Below are 16,102 nucleotides of genomic sequence, written 5' to 3' on the forward strand. Positions count from 1 at the left end.
AGCACAACTCCCTTACCCGACAGCCCCTTCGACGCCCACGTGCGCTTCGACAATCACCCTGCCCACTCCAGCGCGGCCGTCGCCCACCTCACCGGTCCTCAGCAGCAGATCGCCCAAGCCCTCCTGACCTTCCACGGCTTCGAACCGCTCGACAAGCACGCCACCACGGGCCATAAGGGCCGCGGGCATCACCGGCACGAGATCCTGCCTGGGGCCAAGTACCGGATCGCGTCCAGCGCCGGCCGTTGACCGCAGCCCGCGGGCTACCCCCTCTTCCGAAGCCATTCGGACGCGGTTCCCGGGAGCGAGGTGCCGCCACTCGGCAAATCCGGCTACAACACGCTGAACTTGACAGGGAACGCACCTGGTTAGACCGCACCGCCGTCAGCACCCACTAGTCGCTCACCCTGCGGATCCTCTTCGACCACGAAGCGGGGCCCCGCCACCCGCGATGGACGATCGCCGGCTACGAGAGCCCCCGTCAGCCAACGCATGTGGCACATGGCTCTCAGGCACACCGATCTGCCTCCACCCCGACGGAGTGACGACGCTCCGGTTGCGGCTAGCGGTATTTGACAACGAGGCCCCACATCAGCTGGAGTGGAGCCACCTGGCCCCTGGAAGCGGCCAGCTCCGAGTGCCATTGAACCGACCCTGGCACTGTCGGACAACCCTCTCCGACGATCTACCAAGATCAACCATTTCATCGAACGGTTTCATGAGCCTTCTGTGCCAGGTCGGGGCACGCACCAGAAGGAGCATGATGTTGATCGAGGAGCAAGTAGCCACCGCCAGACAGCAGATGACGGGGGAATCCCTGCGTGCCGTACGGCTGCGCGTCAAGGAACTGCCTAGCTGGAGGTCGCTCGTTCCGAGCGGCACAGACATCCAACTGCTTCTGGAGTCAATCCTGTTGCAGTACATCGGTAACACGCAGCGCGCCAACCGCTTCCCGCTCGGGATCGCCGAAGTCGTTCCCGCATCGAGCCGCCTGGACATCCGCTTCGAGCACTTCTCCTTGGTGCGCCCCGCCCTGGAGATGCTCCCCTACCGTGAGCGGGGCCAGCGGACGGTTCATGGCACTCCCGGACTGTGGGCCCGTGTAGTCGGCAACAGCATCGAGATCGCGTTCGCACGCCATCCTGCCGCAGGCGCCATCGCTCTCACCGCACTGGATCGGTCCGACGAAGTCGAAGGACTCCTCTTCGCCTACGAAGCATCCCTTTCCGCACAACGGCGTGTGCCCCTGTGGACCGTTGACCCCAACACGCTTCCAGCCGAGAAGCTCCACACCGGCGGCCGACGCCGTAAACCCCAGCCTCGTACGATCATCGACGACCACCGCCCAGCGGTCGCACTGCCCAGTGCTCTCCTGCGCCGGATCCGGCTATGGGACCGGCTGGCCGGCCACACAGATCTGCAGGTGTCGGCCGCGACCGCGGACCATGGCCTGGACTGGCACGTCGTGCGCAAGGTCCACCAGAGCGTTCCCCTCCACGATGACCGGCTCGCTGCCATTCTCAGCGACCCCGTGGCCGGGCCTGGCCTGGTCACCGACGGGGAAGGCCACTGCTGTGATGACTGCCGTTGTGTCATGGAGTTCACCGCGCCAGCCGACCGCATGAGTGGCTGGCGCGGCGTCCTGCGGGTGGAAACGGTTGCGGCGAGCGTTCCGCTACGGCTTGCGCCGCGGCGGCCACGCCATTTCACCGCACTCGACGAGACCGCGTTCCCCAGCCACGGCTGCCCTCCCCGCAACTCACCCGTCGCCCGCACCCGGCGTGCCGACGAGTCGGTGGCGAGCCGGTCCACTCAGCTGCTCGCTCCTCGATTCAGTAGATGCCAATGGGATCTGACGGGGATGGCGACGAAAATCGGTGCGGCGTGGGCCTTGGACGGCTGCGCGGTCCTCGTCGTGACACATTCCCTCGACGCCGGCCGTGAGGTGCGCCGCCTCTACGAGCACGACGTGTTCGGATGGTCCACCCCGGACCGTCCTACCCTTGTTCCGCCCCTGCCATGGCGCAGGGGCAGGCTGGTTCCCGGCAGCGGTGCCCTCTTCACGCATACAATGTCCGGTTCCCGCGCGGACGTGGGCGCCCTGCTCCAGCAGGCACGCGCCCATTTCGACTGGGTTATCTTTGTGGACTGCAACGACGACCTCGGTATGGGTCCCTATATCGAACGGTCTGTGGACAGCCACTTCGTCATCGTCGATTCCTCTTGGTACCCCGAGAGTTTCGTGACCGCTCAGGCACGCAATGGCGTCGCCGAGCACCGAGAGGTGGCCGTCACCCCAGCCGCATCGGCCATGGCTTGGCGCCAGCAACACCTGACCGGCATTCCACTGGACCGTGTCCCCATTTCCGGCCTCGTCCTTCGCCAGCACTCCCCTCGCGCCGGCAGCGCCCCGTCACCGGACTTCACCGCACAGGTGGATGCAGAACTCGCCCGTTTCGGGATCCCGGTTCTCTCACGCCTGCCCGAAGATCCCGAAGTTGCCCTAGGAGACGTGTCCCCCACTGTGCTGGACGCTGTCGACGATGCCTCCCGAGCAGAGTACGTAAAGGCGTGCACACCGATTCGCCTAGCCCTGCGGGCAGCTGAACCGTGTTTGATCCCGCCGGCGGATCCCTGGAGCTAGGGCGGCGCGCCCTCGCCCCTCGCCCCTCGCGTCACGAGCGTGACGTGCGACTCCATGCACAGAAGCCTCGCGGCGCAACAATCCCGCCCACGTCAGCCGCCGGCGCGGGCACGCCGAACTGATCGATAACTGCCAGCAAAGCGGGTGAACGCCGGAGCGGAACGGCAGCTAGCCAAACCGGCGAACCGCCGGATCATTAGTGCTCCACCGCCGCTCCCGGTCCGCTCGGCCGAAAGGCCACCACACACCGACTACCGACAAACACACACCGCCCGGCTGCCAGCCCCGGGCTATAGGAGTAGCTGAACCGGAACAGCTCCTGGGCACAAGCCTCTACCGCGCTTCCGCAGAGAAATACTGCGCCTCGGCATCGCTACGGGCTAACGAGCGGGCCAAGCAGAGTCAAGCAGTCATCGTGTTCGCATACGGCAGCGGCCCCACGGATGGGGAATGCCCCGGGGCCGCGCCTTCACAATAACGCAGGGTGACGCGCCCATGGCGGCGTTCACGCTCTTCTGCGTCAACTCATATCCACTGAGCGTTACCTACAGGAGGCTCATCGCGACGACACCGAGCGGATCCTGCCTATTCGTCCTGAACCTCGTCTGGCAGGATTCCCGGCTCTGGCGGAGCGAAGATATTTGCAATCATGGGCCGCAACAAGAGCACCTGAACCTCAACGCCACTCAGGGCGTCATAAATGACATGGCTGACGCCAGGAAAAACGCGATTCTGATTCTTTCCAACCGTACTATCATCGAGGGAAAGGATTTGATATTGGTCGGGAAGGGCAGATTCGCCCAGTTCATAGGCGATGATCAAGTCAAGGCGGCGAGGATCTTTCTCTTCGCGATTGAAGTCTCTGGCGATACTTCCAGCGCGCAGCTTGAATTCAACCACACGAAGGGAGCCCTCATGTGGCGCCTCCGTAAGAATTGACTCCAGGTCCGAGGAACGCCTGATGACGGCGCGGGCGTCGTAAGTGTCTTTCGATGATAGGCCATACCATCGATAGTCCGGGAAATACCCCATCCCTGCCAATTCAAACGTGAGCGCAATGACGTCGTTTTCGTCTCTCGGAATTTTTTTCTGAGTCAGGCCACTTACGAGGTCGGGGCGAGTCAGGAAAGCATCCTCCGTCGGCTCACTTATCGAGCGCAACTTTCCGACAAAATTGGCCGCCGCAAACTGGATCGTTGTAGCGTATGCATCGTTGAGGAATTTCCGCAGGAGCTTCACGAGATGCATATCAGTGAATGCATTTTTCCCGTAGTTGAGTTCCGCCTTCACGTCAACATTGATGTCGAAGCACCGGACGTATTGCTGGTTTTGACCTCGATTGAATTCCACGTCATGCTTGGTGACAACACCGTTGGCGCTAAAAGTGTGCGCCGCGCCGCCAGGGAGGTAATTCTCGAACTCCTTGATTCGACCAACAGTGAGAGCGATGCTGTTGATCCGAGGCCAGAGACGTCTCCTGTATGTCTCAACATCACCAGAGATTTCTCCACGGGCGTTGGTGAGGAGGAGTTCATACTCGTCCGGGGAGGAATAACTGGTTCGATTGAATCCGAGATCCGTACGCACAAGACCTCGTCCGCCATTAGCCAGCTCCCTGTCCGTCAAGACCGGGCGACGCTTGCTTCGCGGGATCCAACCTACGGCCTCGTCCACACTGAAGTAATGTGGAGCCAGTTCAAATGAACAGCTGAGCTGACCGTCTGCAAGTGGCCCAAGCTCGCCAAGGTTTCCTTCCGCGTCCAATCCCGTCATCGTGATGGAGACAGTGGTATCGGAGAGCTCATCAGGGACTACTGTAAGCCCAAGGTACGTGTACCTGAGGAGATGCACGCCGATGAGCGCAGCAAGCCGGTTAGGGAAACCGCCCTGATCGCACGCATTACGAAGGGTCTCACCGAAGGCAGACTCCAGACTGTCCCGCTTCAGGCAATCTGCGCGCACATCCCTGAGGTATTGAAGCTGTACGCTCTTGCCGTTATCCAGCTTAGGGAACCGGTAGACTAGTTCAGTACCGCTTGAGAGAGGATCAGGGTCCTCCCTGAAATGCCCCTCCTCATCGATATCCAGGGCGATTTCGGCAGAACCGTGCGAGAAAAGATGGGCGTCCTGGATTGCGAATTTAAGCGAACCGGAATCACTCTTGGCGCGAAGCTGGAAGTGCTCCGTACTAAACAACAGCACCTTGAGCCCGACGCCAACCAAACCAGCAAATCCGCGCCCAATCTTTCGACCACCACCGAGAAAGAGCAAGCGTGGATCGTTGGGGAAGCCGGGCCCGTCGTCTCGAATCCTCACCTCATGCGACTCGAAGTCGAAGTTGATCGAGATTTCGTGGCGACCTCCGCCTGCGTCTCTCACTGCATCCAGAGCGTTCTGCAGAGCCTCCCCGATAAATCTGTGCGTCGGCGAGTATGCGTTGATGGTCTGTTGGAGCTGGTGAACGTAGTTCTCGCGGAGGTCGAGGCCGTTAGGCGTCAGCAGGTCCATGGACGCACAGCGTACTGGCAGATACGGGGCCTTTCGCGGACATCCGCCCCCCGTGGCACAACGCGTGCATCGCTCAAGTCACCTTGCCCCGTTACGATCGATGATTCACCGAAAGGCCCCTATTCGCCAGCTAGCGACATGGCTGTGGCCCGCTCCTGATTCGAGGCATCGGGAGCGAGCCACAGCCGCCGCGGTAGCACTACAGGTGGCAGACGGAACAGCCGGCCTCGTCGTCGTCGGAGTCGAGTGCGTCGGAAAGTACCTCTAGCAGTGGCCGGTTGGGCTTGATGCGCTTGGCCGCACGGTCAAGGGCAGCCTGGTGCTTGGCCTCGATCTCGTCCTTGCGCTCTATGAGCTCCGGGAGCGACTCGCCCTGTGACCAGGTGTAGTTGCGGCCCTTCATGGCAGTGTGCCGGAAGCGGACCTTCTCCTCGTACTCCACGGCCTTGTCGTACAGGTCGGGGTGGCGCTCCTTCAGGCCGACCCACTCGTGCTTGCGCTGGAAGAAGCAGAAGTAGCAGCCCGAACGCGTGCGCCACTCGTAGTAGCCAGGGAGCCCGATGCCGGCCTCGTCGAGGATGCGCATCACGCCGTCCTTGTCGACGCCATCCTCGCGGAAGGGGAAGACGGCCTCGATGTTCGGCTTGGTGCTGACGTAGCCGAGGCGGTTCTCGTCGGCCCGGATCGCGACGTATGAGATGACCTTGTCGTCGCCGACCCACTCTTCCAGCGGCTTGATCTTCAGGTTTTTGGTGCACCAGCGCATCTGCGGGCTGGGCAGGGTGCCTTGGTAGACCTCCATCCAGTGATCGAAGTCCCGGTCGGCGTTGAGTCGCTCGATGGGCTTACCGAGGGCCGCTTCCAGGCGGTTGAGGTACTCGTACGTCTCTGGGAGTTCAGCGCCGGTGTCGCAGAAGAAGTACTCCATCTCCGGCACACGATCGCGCATGTAGATGGCGAGAGCCGACGAGTCCTTGCCGCCCGAGATACCCAGCACGTGGCGGACCTTCTCCTGGGTGACTGGATCTGTCATGCCCCCTCCTTCGTTTCGTTTGCTGTTCTAGCCGGCCCGTCGGCAACGCGTTGTGCAAGAGCGGCGAGCAGGATTCGGGCGCCGTCGGGTCCGAGGGCCTGCTCGGCCTGCTGCAGTACGTCGGCCGCAAGTTGGTCGGCTTGGCCTCGGGACTGTTCCGGCACGTAGATCAGCGTCCGCCGTTCCGCTCCTGTCTTGTCCGTCAGGGTCAACAGCCGCGTCTCCAGGTTTACTTCCTGCTCGCGGGTCTCGCTGCTGTCCTGGTAGAGGTGGGCAACGCGGTCGAGGGCTGCGGACATCTCGCGTGCAAGGCGAGGGAACATACCTGCGTCCCGGTCATCCCAGTCTCCGAGTGCCTTGTTGGTGAGGCGGACGACGATCGGGTCGAGCCAGTCCTCGTCAGCGAGGCTCTCGCTGAGCACGAAGTCGACGAAGCCCCGCAGTTCCGGGTTCAGTGACACCGTGGCGAAGCCACTCAGCCGCGCGGCGAGGGTTGACCGCAGCTCGGGAAGAGTCGCGGGTAGACGAAACTCTTCGGCGAGAACCGCGACCACTTCTTCCCGCAGCGTGCGCTCGATTCCGGTGATCTCGTCTGCCGCTGCGGTCAGCCTGTCGACATAGTCCGTGGCGGCTGCTGCGTTGGCGCGGGTGCCGGCTTCGATGGGGGCGAGGCCCAGCGCCTTGGGCAGAGCCCGGAAGACCAGGTCGTCCGGATCCTGTGAGTTCTCCAGGGCGTTGCGCACGGCGAGTGCATCCGGAGAGATGCGCTTGGTCTTACGTGCGTAGCTGTTCAAGACCATGACGCGTTCGAGCAGCGCCCTGGCTACTGATAGCAGGTCGGGGTTGCGCAACGCCTGTGAGCGTGGCGGTTCGACCTTCAGGGACACCAGGAGCTTCTTGATCACGCTGGCGCGCTGGCCCTGCCCGACTGGCGTGTATTTCACGTGGAAACGGGCGGGGGCGACGAGGATGCGGTCGACGATATCCGGCGTCAGTCGGGGCAGGTAGGAGCCTTCTTCGAAGAGGGCGACATCATGTCGGCGGATCACCAAGGCGGTGACGACCAGCAGCGGCCAGACACCGGCCTTCACCCCGTAGGGCGGGCTCATCAGGACCCGGATGATGTGGTCGAGGCCGGTACGCCGGGTTGCCGCGTCCAGTGCCTTCTGCAGCGCCTCCCAGACGGGCTGAGCATGCTCGTGTCCCTCGCCCGGAGCGGAGAAGCCGTACGGCAGCAGGCTGTTGGGAGAATTCTCTGCCTGGATTGTGCTGTTGGCCCGGTGCAGGCCGAGGTAGGCCAGAGCACCGCTGTAGATGGCTCGCTCCGGACCGTATCTTCCGGCCGTCGCGTCAAAGCCCAGGTACTGCTCGCCGGAGCGGGTGAGCATCGCGTCCAGCACATCGCTTCGGGCACGGGCGGCGTTGCTGGTGAGTGAGTGCCGCCCGAGCATCTCGTTGCGAATATGCGGAGTGTGCGGGTAGACGTTTTCGCAGGCGAGGGAGACCAGGCCACTGAGACTGCGGGCCGGCAGGCTCGAGCTGTCAGGGGCCGTCCCGGGGGCAAGTCCGGCGTTCCACAGGTCCCAGGTGGCGTCCTGGGTCGGCGGGTAGAAGGCCGCTTGGATGACCTCCCGCAGTTCGGCTTCCGCCTGGACGGCACGGTCGGTGACCTCCCGCCGGGCGACGTGATCGAGTTCCTTGTCTTCGAGCAGCTCTCTCAGGGCGATGAGGTGCGTGGCGGAGCTGAGTACCACGTCGGGGTGGGCGGTCGTTCCGAGGATCACCGGCAGCGTCGAGTCGACGGTGGGCAGCTGATCCCGCAAGCCGAGGTGGAAGACGACTAGTCCGTCGGCCGGGTCCTTCAGCTCGTCCGGCGCCTGGATCTCACGGGTCTCTGGACCGCTGACGGCAGTCAGGAACACCCTCATCATCCCGGTGACCTGACTGTGTCGGCCGGCGACCACAGCGCTGGGGAGGTGTGCACCCAGGCGCTGGACGATGGAGGCATCGTCCAGGTGACTGATGATCTCCTTCAGGCGGGCGTCGATGTCGAAATCTGTGCCCTGCCAGACTCGGTACTCACCGCTGAACTCCCGGTGGACGAGGAAGCCGCGGCGGACGAGGTCGGCGAGCTGCTCCTCAAGGCGGGCAAAGGCGCTTGCGTCGGTCAGGTCAGTGGGGTCGTGGAGCGCGAGGTGGATCATCTCGCTGGTGGCGCTGAGCGCGCCGTCGGCGTCAATGAGGTTCAGAACGCCGATCGTCTTCAGCAGCGCCTGGTCGGCGTCGGGCAGTCCGTTGGCTTCCTTGATGCGCGCGTCGACTTCGATCCAGCGGCCAGCGTTGGAGGCCGCCAGCAGCGAGGTCCGGCCGGAGTTGAGGAAGTAGTCGTACAGCTGAGGCAGCTGCACGGTGCTGGCGCGTTCGGCATCCGGCCGGGAGTGTACGGCCAGCGAGTCGCGGACGGTGTTGGGCTCTCCGCTGTTGAGGAAGCCCGACAGGCTGCGGTCATGCTGCCCGATTTGAGCTGCCAGGATCGGCGCGGCAATCGCCGTCAGGGGGTGCAACGGGTAGAGGCCGGCGAAGTCGTCGCTGGCCAGCTCGGTAAGGACGTTCAGGCCATGGTTCTTCCACGCGAGGGCTGATGCCTCGGCCGAGCCGCGGATGAGGTCCTGGCCCGCTGCGTCGACTGCTGAGTGGTTCAGACGCCGGCGCAGGAGCTGCAGGGAGTCGCCATGGTGCGGGACGAAGGTGACGTCTTCGAAGCGGCCCTGGATCTTTGCCCATTCGCGGATCTTGAGCTCACTGGACCGTGACGCGTAGTCCATGAACGACAGGTGCTGCAGGGTGACCAGGAACACGGGCAGGCCATTGGGCCCGGCGCTGTGCTCGGCGAGCTCCTGCAAGAGGAAAAGGTCGTGCTCGGCGCCGGAGAATTCGTTGTGCCCGGCAAGATGCTCGAGGGTCTTACCGAACTCGTCGATGATCAGCAAAAGCGGCTGCTGATTGTCGGTCAGGGCCTTGATGGCGGCCATGACCTGCTTCGTCTTCGTCCCGGTCGTCGTCGGGTCTTCGCAGGCCGCGAGTGCTGCGGCGACGTTCTTCGGGATGCGCTTGCCCCAGCGGCGCTTTGCCGCGGTCTCCAGCGCACGGGTCACCGTGGCGACCAGCGGTTCACGTCGCGCGGTTGCCACGGCTCCGAGGAACCCGGTTCCGGTGCGCTCAGCCCGAGCCGTGGCGAGACGCTCGGCAAGGGCTGGGCTGGTGTCCGCAAGGATCCGGTGAGCCTCCTCGCGGCGGTCCTCATCGCGGCCGAGAAGCGCGTCGATCAGGTTAGCCAGCGTGGACTTCCCGGAGCCATAGGGTCCAGTGAAGGACCAGGCGCGGGGACGCCGCAGGTCGCCGACTGCATTGGCGATGCGCTCCAGTACGTCGACTGCCTTCGCACCGACATACGGTCCGTGCAGTTCGTCCTCGACGTCGCGTTCGAGGTTGGTCGATCGCATCTGGGAGCCGACCAGTTCGATACCGGCCGGGAACTGAGGGGTTACCTCGTCCTGCGGGGTGCGAGAGGTCCGCGTGGGAGCTGCGGTGGTCACGCGATCTCCTGAGTCGTGAACTGCTGCTGGTGGTCCTGGGGCTTGCGGTCAGCCTTCTCCGCTTCGGCCTTCTCGGCCTTCTCTGCTTCGGCCAACTGCGGGTACTGCGCGCTCCATTCGTCCCGGGTGGGAAAGCCAGAGCGCCGGGTGACGTGGTCGTATTGCTCGTCGAGGACGTCCCAAGCGAGCGCCATCGGATCGCTGGAGAAGGACATGGTCCGCTGGCCGACCGCGTCCACCCGGTTGAGTTCCGGCCGATCCGCAGCGACCTTGTCCAGGGCGGCGACGATCTCAGGCTCGCGGACCCGGAAGGCACGGCCGGGCGCTCCGGGCTCGTTGGCAAGGCGTGCCAGAGAGATGGAACCGGGACCCTGGGTATCGCGGGCGGCGTAGTCGAGGCAGGCGTGGACCAGGACGCGGGCCGGGAGAGAGGTGCGCGTGCCACTGGTGAACTGCCACTCCTGCTTTCCCCTTGTGCCCACAGAGGTCAGCAGGTCCAGCTCGCGGAAAGGGCAGGCCAAGAGATCTTCATAGGTGGCGCGAGAACCGCTCTGCTCGACAGGCGTGCGCGCATACATCTTGGTCAGGCACTCGACGTCCCGGGTGATCGACGACTCCACCGGTCCGTCACTGAAGGAGAAGTTGACGTGCCGCGTCACGACCTGCGTCATGTCCGCGATGGTGAAGCGAGAAAATGGAGCGAGGTGAAACGCCGTGTACCACGCGGGGGCCCAGCATTTGGCGCCGGGCCGCGACGACACGAGCCACCAGTGCAACAGCCACAGGCTGCCGGGTTCCTCAAGGTACGGATCGGCGCCATCCTCATCGAGCAGCCATCGCGCTTCCCAAGTAGGGGACGCGTACTGGGCCTTCGTCTTACCCAACGGGTCGGCGTGCTCGCGGGTGAGCTTGAACGCCTTTGACCAGTACCGCATGGCATTGACCATGTTCTTGCCCACGCCGAGCAGGACAGGGGCTTCTTCAGCGAGGAAAGCTGCCGGATTGTCCTTGACCTGCATGTACGCCTTATGCAGCCAGCCGAAGCGGGGGGCGAAGGTCTCATGGCGCGCGAAGCTGGAATGTGCGGCTTCCGCGAGCCTGATGTCTGCCATACGAGGGCCTCTCGATACAAGAAGAGATAAAGGGAACTGCTGAAGTCAAAGTCAGTGAGCAGCGGCGCCGGCTGTAGCTGCCATGGCGGCGCGCACCTGGTGGACCGCACGCGCCACCGCCTCGGCGGCTGCGGCGATCTCGTCCCCGGTTGTGGCGTAGCCGAGGGAGAAGCGCACAGTGCACTCTGCTTCCTCCCGGCTCAGCCCCATAGCGAGCAGGACGTGGCTGGGAGTGGGGGCTCCCGAGGCGCAGGCGCTTCCGTCGGATGCGGCTATGTGCGGCATGGCGGCCATGACTGCGTCAGCCGGGGCACCCGCGAAGGTGATGCTCGCCACGCCGGGCAGGCGAGGGGCTTGTTGCCCGTTGATGCGGCATCCCTCCACCGCGGTGGTCACCATGTTCTCGAGCTGATCGCGCAGTTGGGTCACGCGGGCGACGTCATCGGCAAGGTCACGGCTGACGGCCGCCGCGGCAGCCCCGGCGCCGGCGATCCCGGGCACGTTGAGCGTGCCAGCCCGCCATCCCTTCTCCTGCCCGCCACCGGTGATCAGCGGCCTGAACGGCAGCGGTGTGCCTCGTCGTACGAACAGTGCGCCAACACCTTGGGGGCCGCCGAACTTGTGGGCCGACAGAGACAGGAGGTCGACGTCCACGTCGGATAGGTCCAGGGGCAGTCGGCCGATCATCTGCGTGGCATCCGTGTGGACCAGCGCACCTGCGGCATGCGCCGCCTTGACGACCGGCGCGAGGTCGGTGAGAACCCCGGTTTCATTATTGGCAGCCATCAGGGAGACGAGTCCGACGCCGCCCCGGCCGAGCTCTTCCTCCAGGGCCACGGTTTCCACCAGGCCGTCCGCCCGCATGGGCAAAACCGTCATTGCTCCCGGATCGTTTTGCGCCAGATCGCGGGCGGTCTCCAGCACCGCGGGGTGTTCTGCACCGCTCGTCACGATCCGGGCCCCGCCGCGGTGAGCGGCGCGCAGCGCGAGATTGTTCGCTTCGGTTGCCCCCGACGTGAAGATGATCTCCCCGGGCGAGCAGTTCAGCAGGTCAGCAAGGTGCCGACGAGCGACCTCCACGCGGTGGGCGGCATCCCGGCCGGGGTGATGCATACTCGACGCGTTACCGACGGCCTGCAGCGCGTCCACGACGGCCGCCAACGCTTCGGGCCGGATCGGTGCCGTCGCATTGTAGTCGAGATACGCCGAAACCGACCCATCAGACTCATCCCGCATGCCCCACCTCGTCTCGCTCAGCACCGCACACAATCTACTCCTGGTGGAACCCGGACGTGCGCACCGGGGTCACCACCAGGAGTGAGTCGCGGTCGTAGCGATCGAGATCGATCAGCCCGCGAACCCGACGCTCAAGCCGGAACGCAAACCGTAACTCGAACTAATGTTCCCTATTCCTTGGGTGGCCGCAACCCTCTATCGGGAAAGGGCAATTGCGCGGGGTCTGCACGGATCCTTCATAGGGTCTACCTCTCCCATCAGTGCCTCTGAGCTGCGAATACCAATCGCGAGGACCCGAGTGTCAGTGCCTGGGTTTATGGTGATCGGGCACTGTAACTCTGGGGCGACTCACAGTTGCGGTGGGCACTGCATGCACAGAACTGAGGCAGGGGCATCGCAAGTTGACGGTCATTCAGATATTGGGGGAAAGCTCCCCTGTCTCACAGGGGTGGTGAATCGATGACAGCGTGGTCGCCCGGCCTGTCCTTTAAAGCCGTGCTGGACAGCGCCCCCATGCCGTACATCCGCGAGCGGCTCGGCAAGCACATGTGCGCTCTGCTTGACCTCATCGACGGCGGAAGCGCCGGCGATGAGCGGCTCCGAGCAGTCGCCGCCGTGGCGGTGGACGCCGAGAAGCTTGTGTCCACCCAGACAGACCGCGAAGAGCTGCTGCGGCTCCTGCCCGCCGACAAGCAGACAGAACTTGCCCAGCGCCTTGGGGCCGATGGCGCGGGCACCGATGCCCTGGCCTACCTGACTGGTCTGAAGTGGGCGAGTGAGCAACAGCGGGAGCTGCTGGAGTTCTTCGGCTTCAGCGTCGACAGGGCACCCGCGCTGCTCCCGCTCTTTCGGGAAGACTCCGAACCCGAGTACGGGCTGTTCCCCCACCAGCGGCGCGCAGCCGCACGTGTGAAGGAGTTGCTGTACGACGGACCGCGGCGGGTTGTTCTTCACCTGCCGACAGGCGTTGGCAAGACCCGCACCGGAATGAACCTGATCGCCGACCATCTGCGGCAGCACGAGCCCACGCTTGTGGTCTGGCTGGCGCGCGGGCAGGAGCTGCTGGAGCAGGCGGCTGCGGAGTTCGGGCGCGCCTGGTCCAAGCTCGGCGACCGTCCGATGGCGGTCGTCCGGATGTGGGGCGAGGCGCCCACCGATGTGGAGGCGCTGACAGACGGCCTCGTCATCCTGGGGCTGGAGAAGGCCGTCTCCGCGGACAAGAGTGACCCGGAGCTTCTCCGCAAGCTCGCATCACGCAGCACTCTCACCGTCTTCGACGAGGCTCATCAGATCATCGCGCCGACCTATCAGCGGGTGGTGGACGCCCTCACGGTTCGCCCCGACGCCAGCTTGCTGGGCCTGACGGCCACCCCCGGCCGGACCTGGGCGGACGTTACCCAGGATGAGCGGCTGTCGGACTTCTTCGCCCGCCAGAAGGTCATGCTGCAGATTGACGGATATAGCAACCCGGTAACCGCCCTCATCGAACAGGGCTACCTGGCCAAGCCCATCATGAACACCGTCGCCTCCGAAGCCGGCCTGCATCTGTCCGCGCGCGATCAGCAACTCCTCGCGAAGTCCTTCGACATCCCGTCGGACATCATCGCGTCGCTGGCCAGCGACGAGCAGTGGAACCTCAAGGTCGTCCAGACCGTGCTGGAGCTACTGGAACGGCAGCACCGCAGGATCCTGGTTTTCGCGGCCTCCGTTGACCATTGCCGCCTGATCGCCGCCGTCCTGTCGGCGCTCGGCCTCGATGCCGACTTCGTCACCGGGGAGTCCTCGCCCCGGCACCGCAACGATGCCATCAGACGCTTCAAGGGCGCTGGCCGACGCCCCATGATTCTGTGCAACTTCGGGGTCCTGACCACAGGCTTCGATGCGCCGGCGGCCAGTGCTGCCATCATCGCCCGACCGACCAAGTCGCTGGTTCTGTACAGCCAGATGGTCGGCCGGGTCATTCGCGGGCCCAAGGCCGGCGGAACTGCCACCTGCGAGATCGTCACCGTCGTCGACCCGGAGCTGCCCGGGTTCGGAGACGTGGCCGAGGCATTCACCAACTGGGAAGACGTATGGGAGACCGCGTGACCGGCGAGGGAAGCAAATACCGGATCGTCAGCCCTTCGCTGACCGTCAAGGCCATGCGCGACAGCGGCTACAAGAACACCGCCTACGCGCTCGCCGAGCTGATCGACAACAGCATCGACGCGGAAGCCACACTGGTTCAGGTCTTCGCCTGTGAGAGCCCGGTGCAGGGTGCCACCCAGACGAGGCACCGGGTGGACACCATAGCCGTCCTCGATAACGGCAAGGGCATGGACGCCGAACTCCTGCGGCGCGCCCTGAAGTACGGCGACGGCCTCGGTGGCGACCGCAACCGCATCGGGCGGTTCGGCATGGGTCTGCCCAACTCCAGCATGTCCCAGTGCACCAAGGTCGAGGTCTGGTCATGGACCAATGGCAGCCCGAACGCCATGTACACCTACCTCGATCTTGAGGAGATCAACGGCGGGCTCGACGACGTCCCCAGCCCCGTGCACCAGCCCGTGCCGGAGCACTGGAGCGACCTCAGCGAGGCACCGCTGGGCACCACCGGCACCCTCGTGGTCTGGTCAGACCTTGACCGGGTCAAATGGCACGGCGCCGGCGCCACCCTGCGCAACACTGCCGAGCTGATCGGCCGCGTGTACCGGCACTACCTCCACGACGGCAGGGTGGAGATCAAGATGGCGCCGGTCCGCGAAGGAAAGGTCCTCGAAGGGGACAACGGGGCGTACTTCGCCGAGCCCAACGATCCCCTGTACCTCATGGACTCGACGGGGACGCCGCCGCCGTTCGGGAACAAGCCCATGTTCGAACCCTTCGACATGGGCAACGAGAACGAACCCGGGGTCGCCTACTTCCCCATCACTGTCGACGGAACGAAGCACAACGTGAAGGTCCGGGCATCCATCGCCCGGCCCGAGGCCCGCCGCGCCGACGTCGAAGGTCACCCATGGCCCGACAACGCGAACCCCAACCGCGACGCAGGCTTCCACCCGTGGGGCCAGCATGCTCGACGGAACATCGGGATTTCCCTGGTCCGGCAGGGCCGCGAACTCGACCTCGATTCCAAGTGGGCCATCGGGTACGACCCCGTCGAACGCTGGTGGGGCATCGAGGTGGAATTCCCCCCGGAGCTCGACGACATCTTCGGCGTCACGAACAACAAGCAGACCGCCACGGTCTTCTCGTCTCTCGCCCACTTCGACTGGACAGCCGAGGCCGAAGGGGACGAGACACCCAAGGCGTTCAAGGACCGCATCGCCGAATTCGGCGACCCGCGCCTGCCCCTCATCGATCTCGCGCTCTACCTGGAGAAGAACCTCCTGCCCAAAATGCGGCGGAAGCTGAAGCAGCACACGCTGGGCAACCGGGGAGGCAAAAAGCGCCACGACGACGTCGTCACGTCCAAGGCCACAGACGCGGTCAAGCGCCGGCAGGAGGACGGCCACACGGGAACGACCGACCGGCTGGCAGAGGAAGCCACCGAGAACGACAAGCGCCAGGAGCAGTTCGCGGCGCTCACCGAGCGGCATCACCTCGACGAGGACACCGCCCAGTCCATGGTCGACGAGGCTCTGGAAAAAGACTGGCGTGTCCGCTGGATCTCCAGCCCGCAGGACACCACGGCTTTCTTCAACATCGACCTCATGGCCGGCATGCTCCAGGTGATCTTCAACACCGAACACCCGCTACACACCGAGCTGATGACCGTCCTTGAAGACGTGCCCGAAGACGCGAGCGAGACCGAACTCCGCCAACGCCTCGCCCGCGCCTCCGACACCTTCAAACTCCTCGTCTTCTCCTGGGCCCGCATGGAGGACGAGATCCCCAACAGGCGGGACCGCGCCAGGATCTCGGACGCCCGGCGCGACTGGGGCCGCTACGCCCGTGACTTCATCGAAGACGGGAGCGATGACGAGTGACGCAG

General features: G+C 64.6%; 9 protein-coding genes. 4 read left to right on the plus strand and 5 right to left on the minus strand.

Going from position 1 to position 16,102, the window contains the following annotated elements; genetic code table 11:
* Positions 1-39: 39 nt before the first annotated feature.
* Both ACFY1E_RS32895 and ACFY1E_RS32900 read left to right on the plus strand, forming a co-directional pair.
* Positions 40-249, plus strand: coding sequence for a hypothetical protein (locus ACFY1E_RS32895; RefSeq protein WP_389082385.1), 210 nt, complete (start codon positions 40-42; stop codon positions 247-249).
* Positions 250-760: 511 nt separating this feature from the next.
* Positions 761-2,644, plus strand: coding sequence for a hypothetical protein (locus ACFY1E_RS32900; protein WP_389082387.1), 1,884 nt, complete (start codon positions 761-763; stop codon positions 2,642-2,644).
* A gap of 585 nt (positions 2,645-3,229) precedes the next feature.
* Here ACFY1E_RS32900 and ACFY1E_RS32905 read toward each other — a convergent pair.
* The 5 genes from ACFY1E_RS32905 to ACFY1E_RS32925 all read right to left on the minus strand — a co-directional run bounded on the left by ACFY1E_RS32905 (position 3,230) and on the right by ACFY1E_RS32925 (position 12,153).
* Positions 3,230-5,152: an ATP-binding protein gene (locus ACFY1E_RS32905; protein WP_389082390.1), complete on the minus strand. Its 1,923-nt coding sequence runs from the start codon at positions 5,150-5,152 to the stop codon at positions 3,230-3,232.
* A 199-nt stretch (positions 5,153-5,351) separates the two neighbouring features.
* Positions 5,352-6,185 carry a phosphoadenosine phosphosulfate reductase family protein gene (locus ACFY1E_RS32910; RefSeq protein ID WP_389082392.1) on the minus strand — a complete coding sequence of 278 codons (834 nt, stop codon included), beginning with the start codon at positions 6,183-6,185 and terminating at the stop codon, positions 5,352-5,354.
* Complete coding sequence (locus ACFY1E_RS32915) at positions 6,182-9,781, minus strand: ATP-binding protein (RefSeq protein WP_389082393.1); 3,600 nt, start codon at positions 9,779-9,781, stop codon at positions 6,182-6,184. The genes ACFY1E_RS32910 and ACFY1E_RS32915 overlap by 4 nt, the downstream gene beginning before the upstream one ends.
* Positions 9,778-10,893, minus strand: coding sequence for a DUF4007 family protein (locus tag ACFY1E_RS32920; RefSeq protein WP_389082396.1), 1,116 nt, complete (start codon positions 10,891-10,893; stop codon positions 9,778-9,780). The genes ACFY1E_RS32915 and ACFY1E_RS32920 overlap by 4 nt, the downstream gene beginning before the upstream one ends.
* Positions 10,894-10,944: 51 nt before the next feature.
* Positions 10,945-12,153, minus strand: coding sequence for a cysteine desulfurase family protein (locus ACFY1E_RS32925; protein WP_389082398.1), 1,209 nt, complete (start codon positions 12,151-12,153; stop codon positions 10,945-10,947).
* A gap of 435 nt (positions 12,154-12,588) precedes the next feature.
* Between ACFY1E_RS32925 and ACFY1E_RS32930 the strand changes: the two genes are divergently transcribed.
* Positions 12,589-14,217, plus strand: a complete 1,629-nt coding sequence (locus ACFY1E_RS32930) for a DEAD/DEAH box helicase (RefSeq protein ID WP_389082400.1) — start codon at positions 12,589-12,591, stop codon at positions 14,215-14,217.
* Complete coding sequence (locus ACFY1E_RS32935) at positions 14,214-16,097, plus strand: ATP-binding protein (RefSeq protein ID WP_389082403.1); 1,884 nt, start codon at positions 14,214-14,216, stop codon at positions 16,095-16,097. The genes ACFY1E_RS32930 and ACFY1E_RS32935 overlap by 4 nt, the downstream gene beginning before the upstream one ends.
* Positions 16,098-16,102 lie beyond the last annotated feature (5 nt).

It is taken from the genome of Streptomyces sp. NPDC001604 (genome assembly GCF_042893475.1).
Classification (GTDB): Bacteria; Actinomycetota; Actinomycetes; order Streptomycetales; family Streptomycetaceae; genus Streptomyces.

Excerpts from the sequence above, each read along its gene's own strand:
- ACFY1E_RS32900 (WP_389082387.1), top strand. The coding sequence starts at position 761 with ATGATGTTGATCGAGGAGCAAGTAGCCACCGCCAGACAGCAGATGACG.
- ACFY1E_RS32905 (WP_389082390.1), bottom strand. The coding sequence starts at position 5,152 with ATGGACCTGCTGACGCCTAACGGCCTCGACCTCCGCGAGAACTACGTT.
- ACFY1E_RS32910 (WP_389082392.1), bottom strand. The coding sequence starts at position 6,185 with ATGACAGATCCAGTCACCCAGGAGAAGGTCCGCCACGTGCTGGGTATC.
- ACFY1E_RS32920 (WP_389082396.1), bottom strand. The coding sequence starts at position 10,893 with ATGGCAGACATCAGGCTCGCGGAAGCCGCACATTCCAGCTTCGCGCGC.
- ACFY1E_RS32930 (WP_389082400.1), top strand. The coding sequence starts at position 12,589 with ATGACAGCGTGGTCGCCCGGCCTGTCCTTTAAAGCCGTGCTGGACAGC.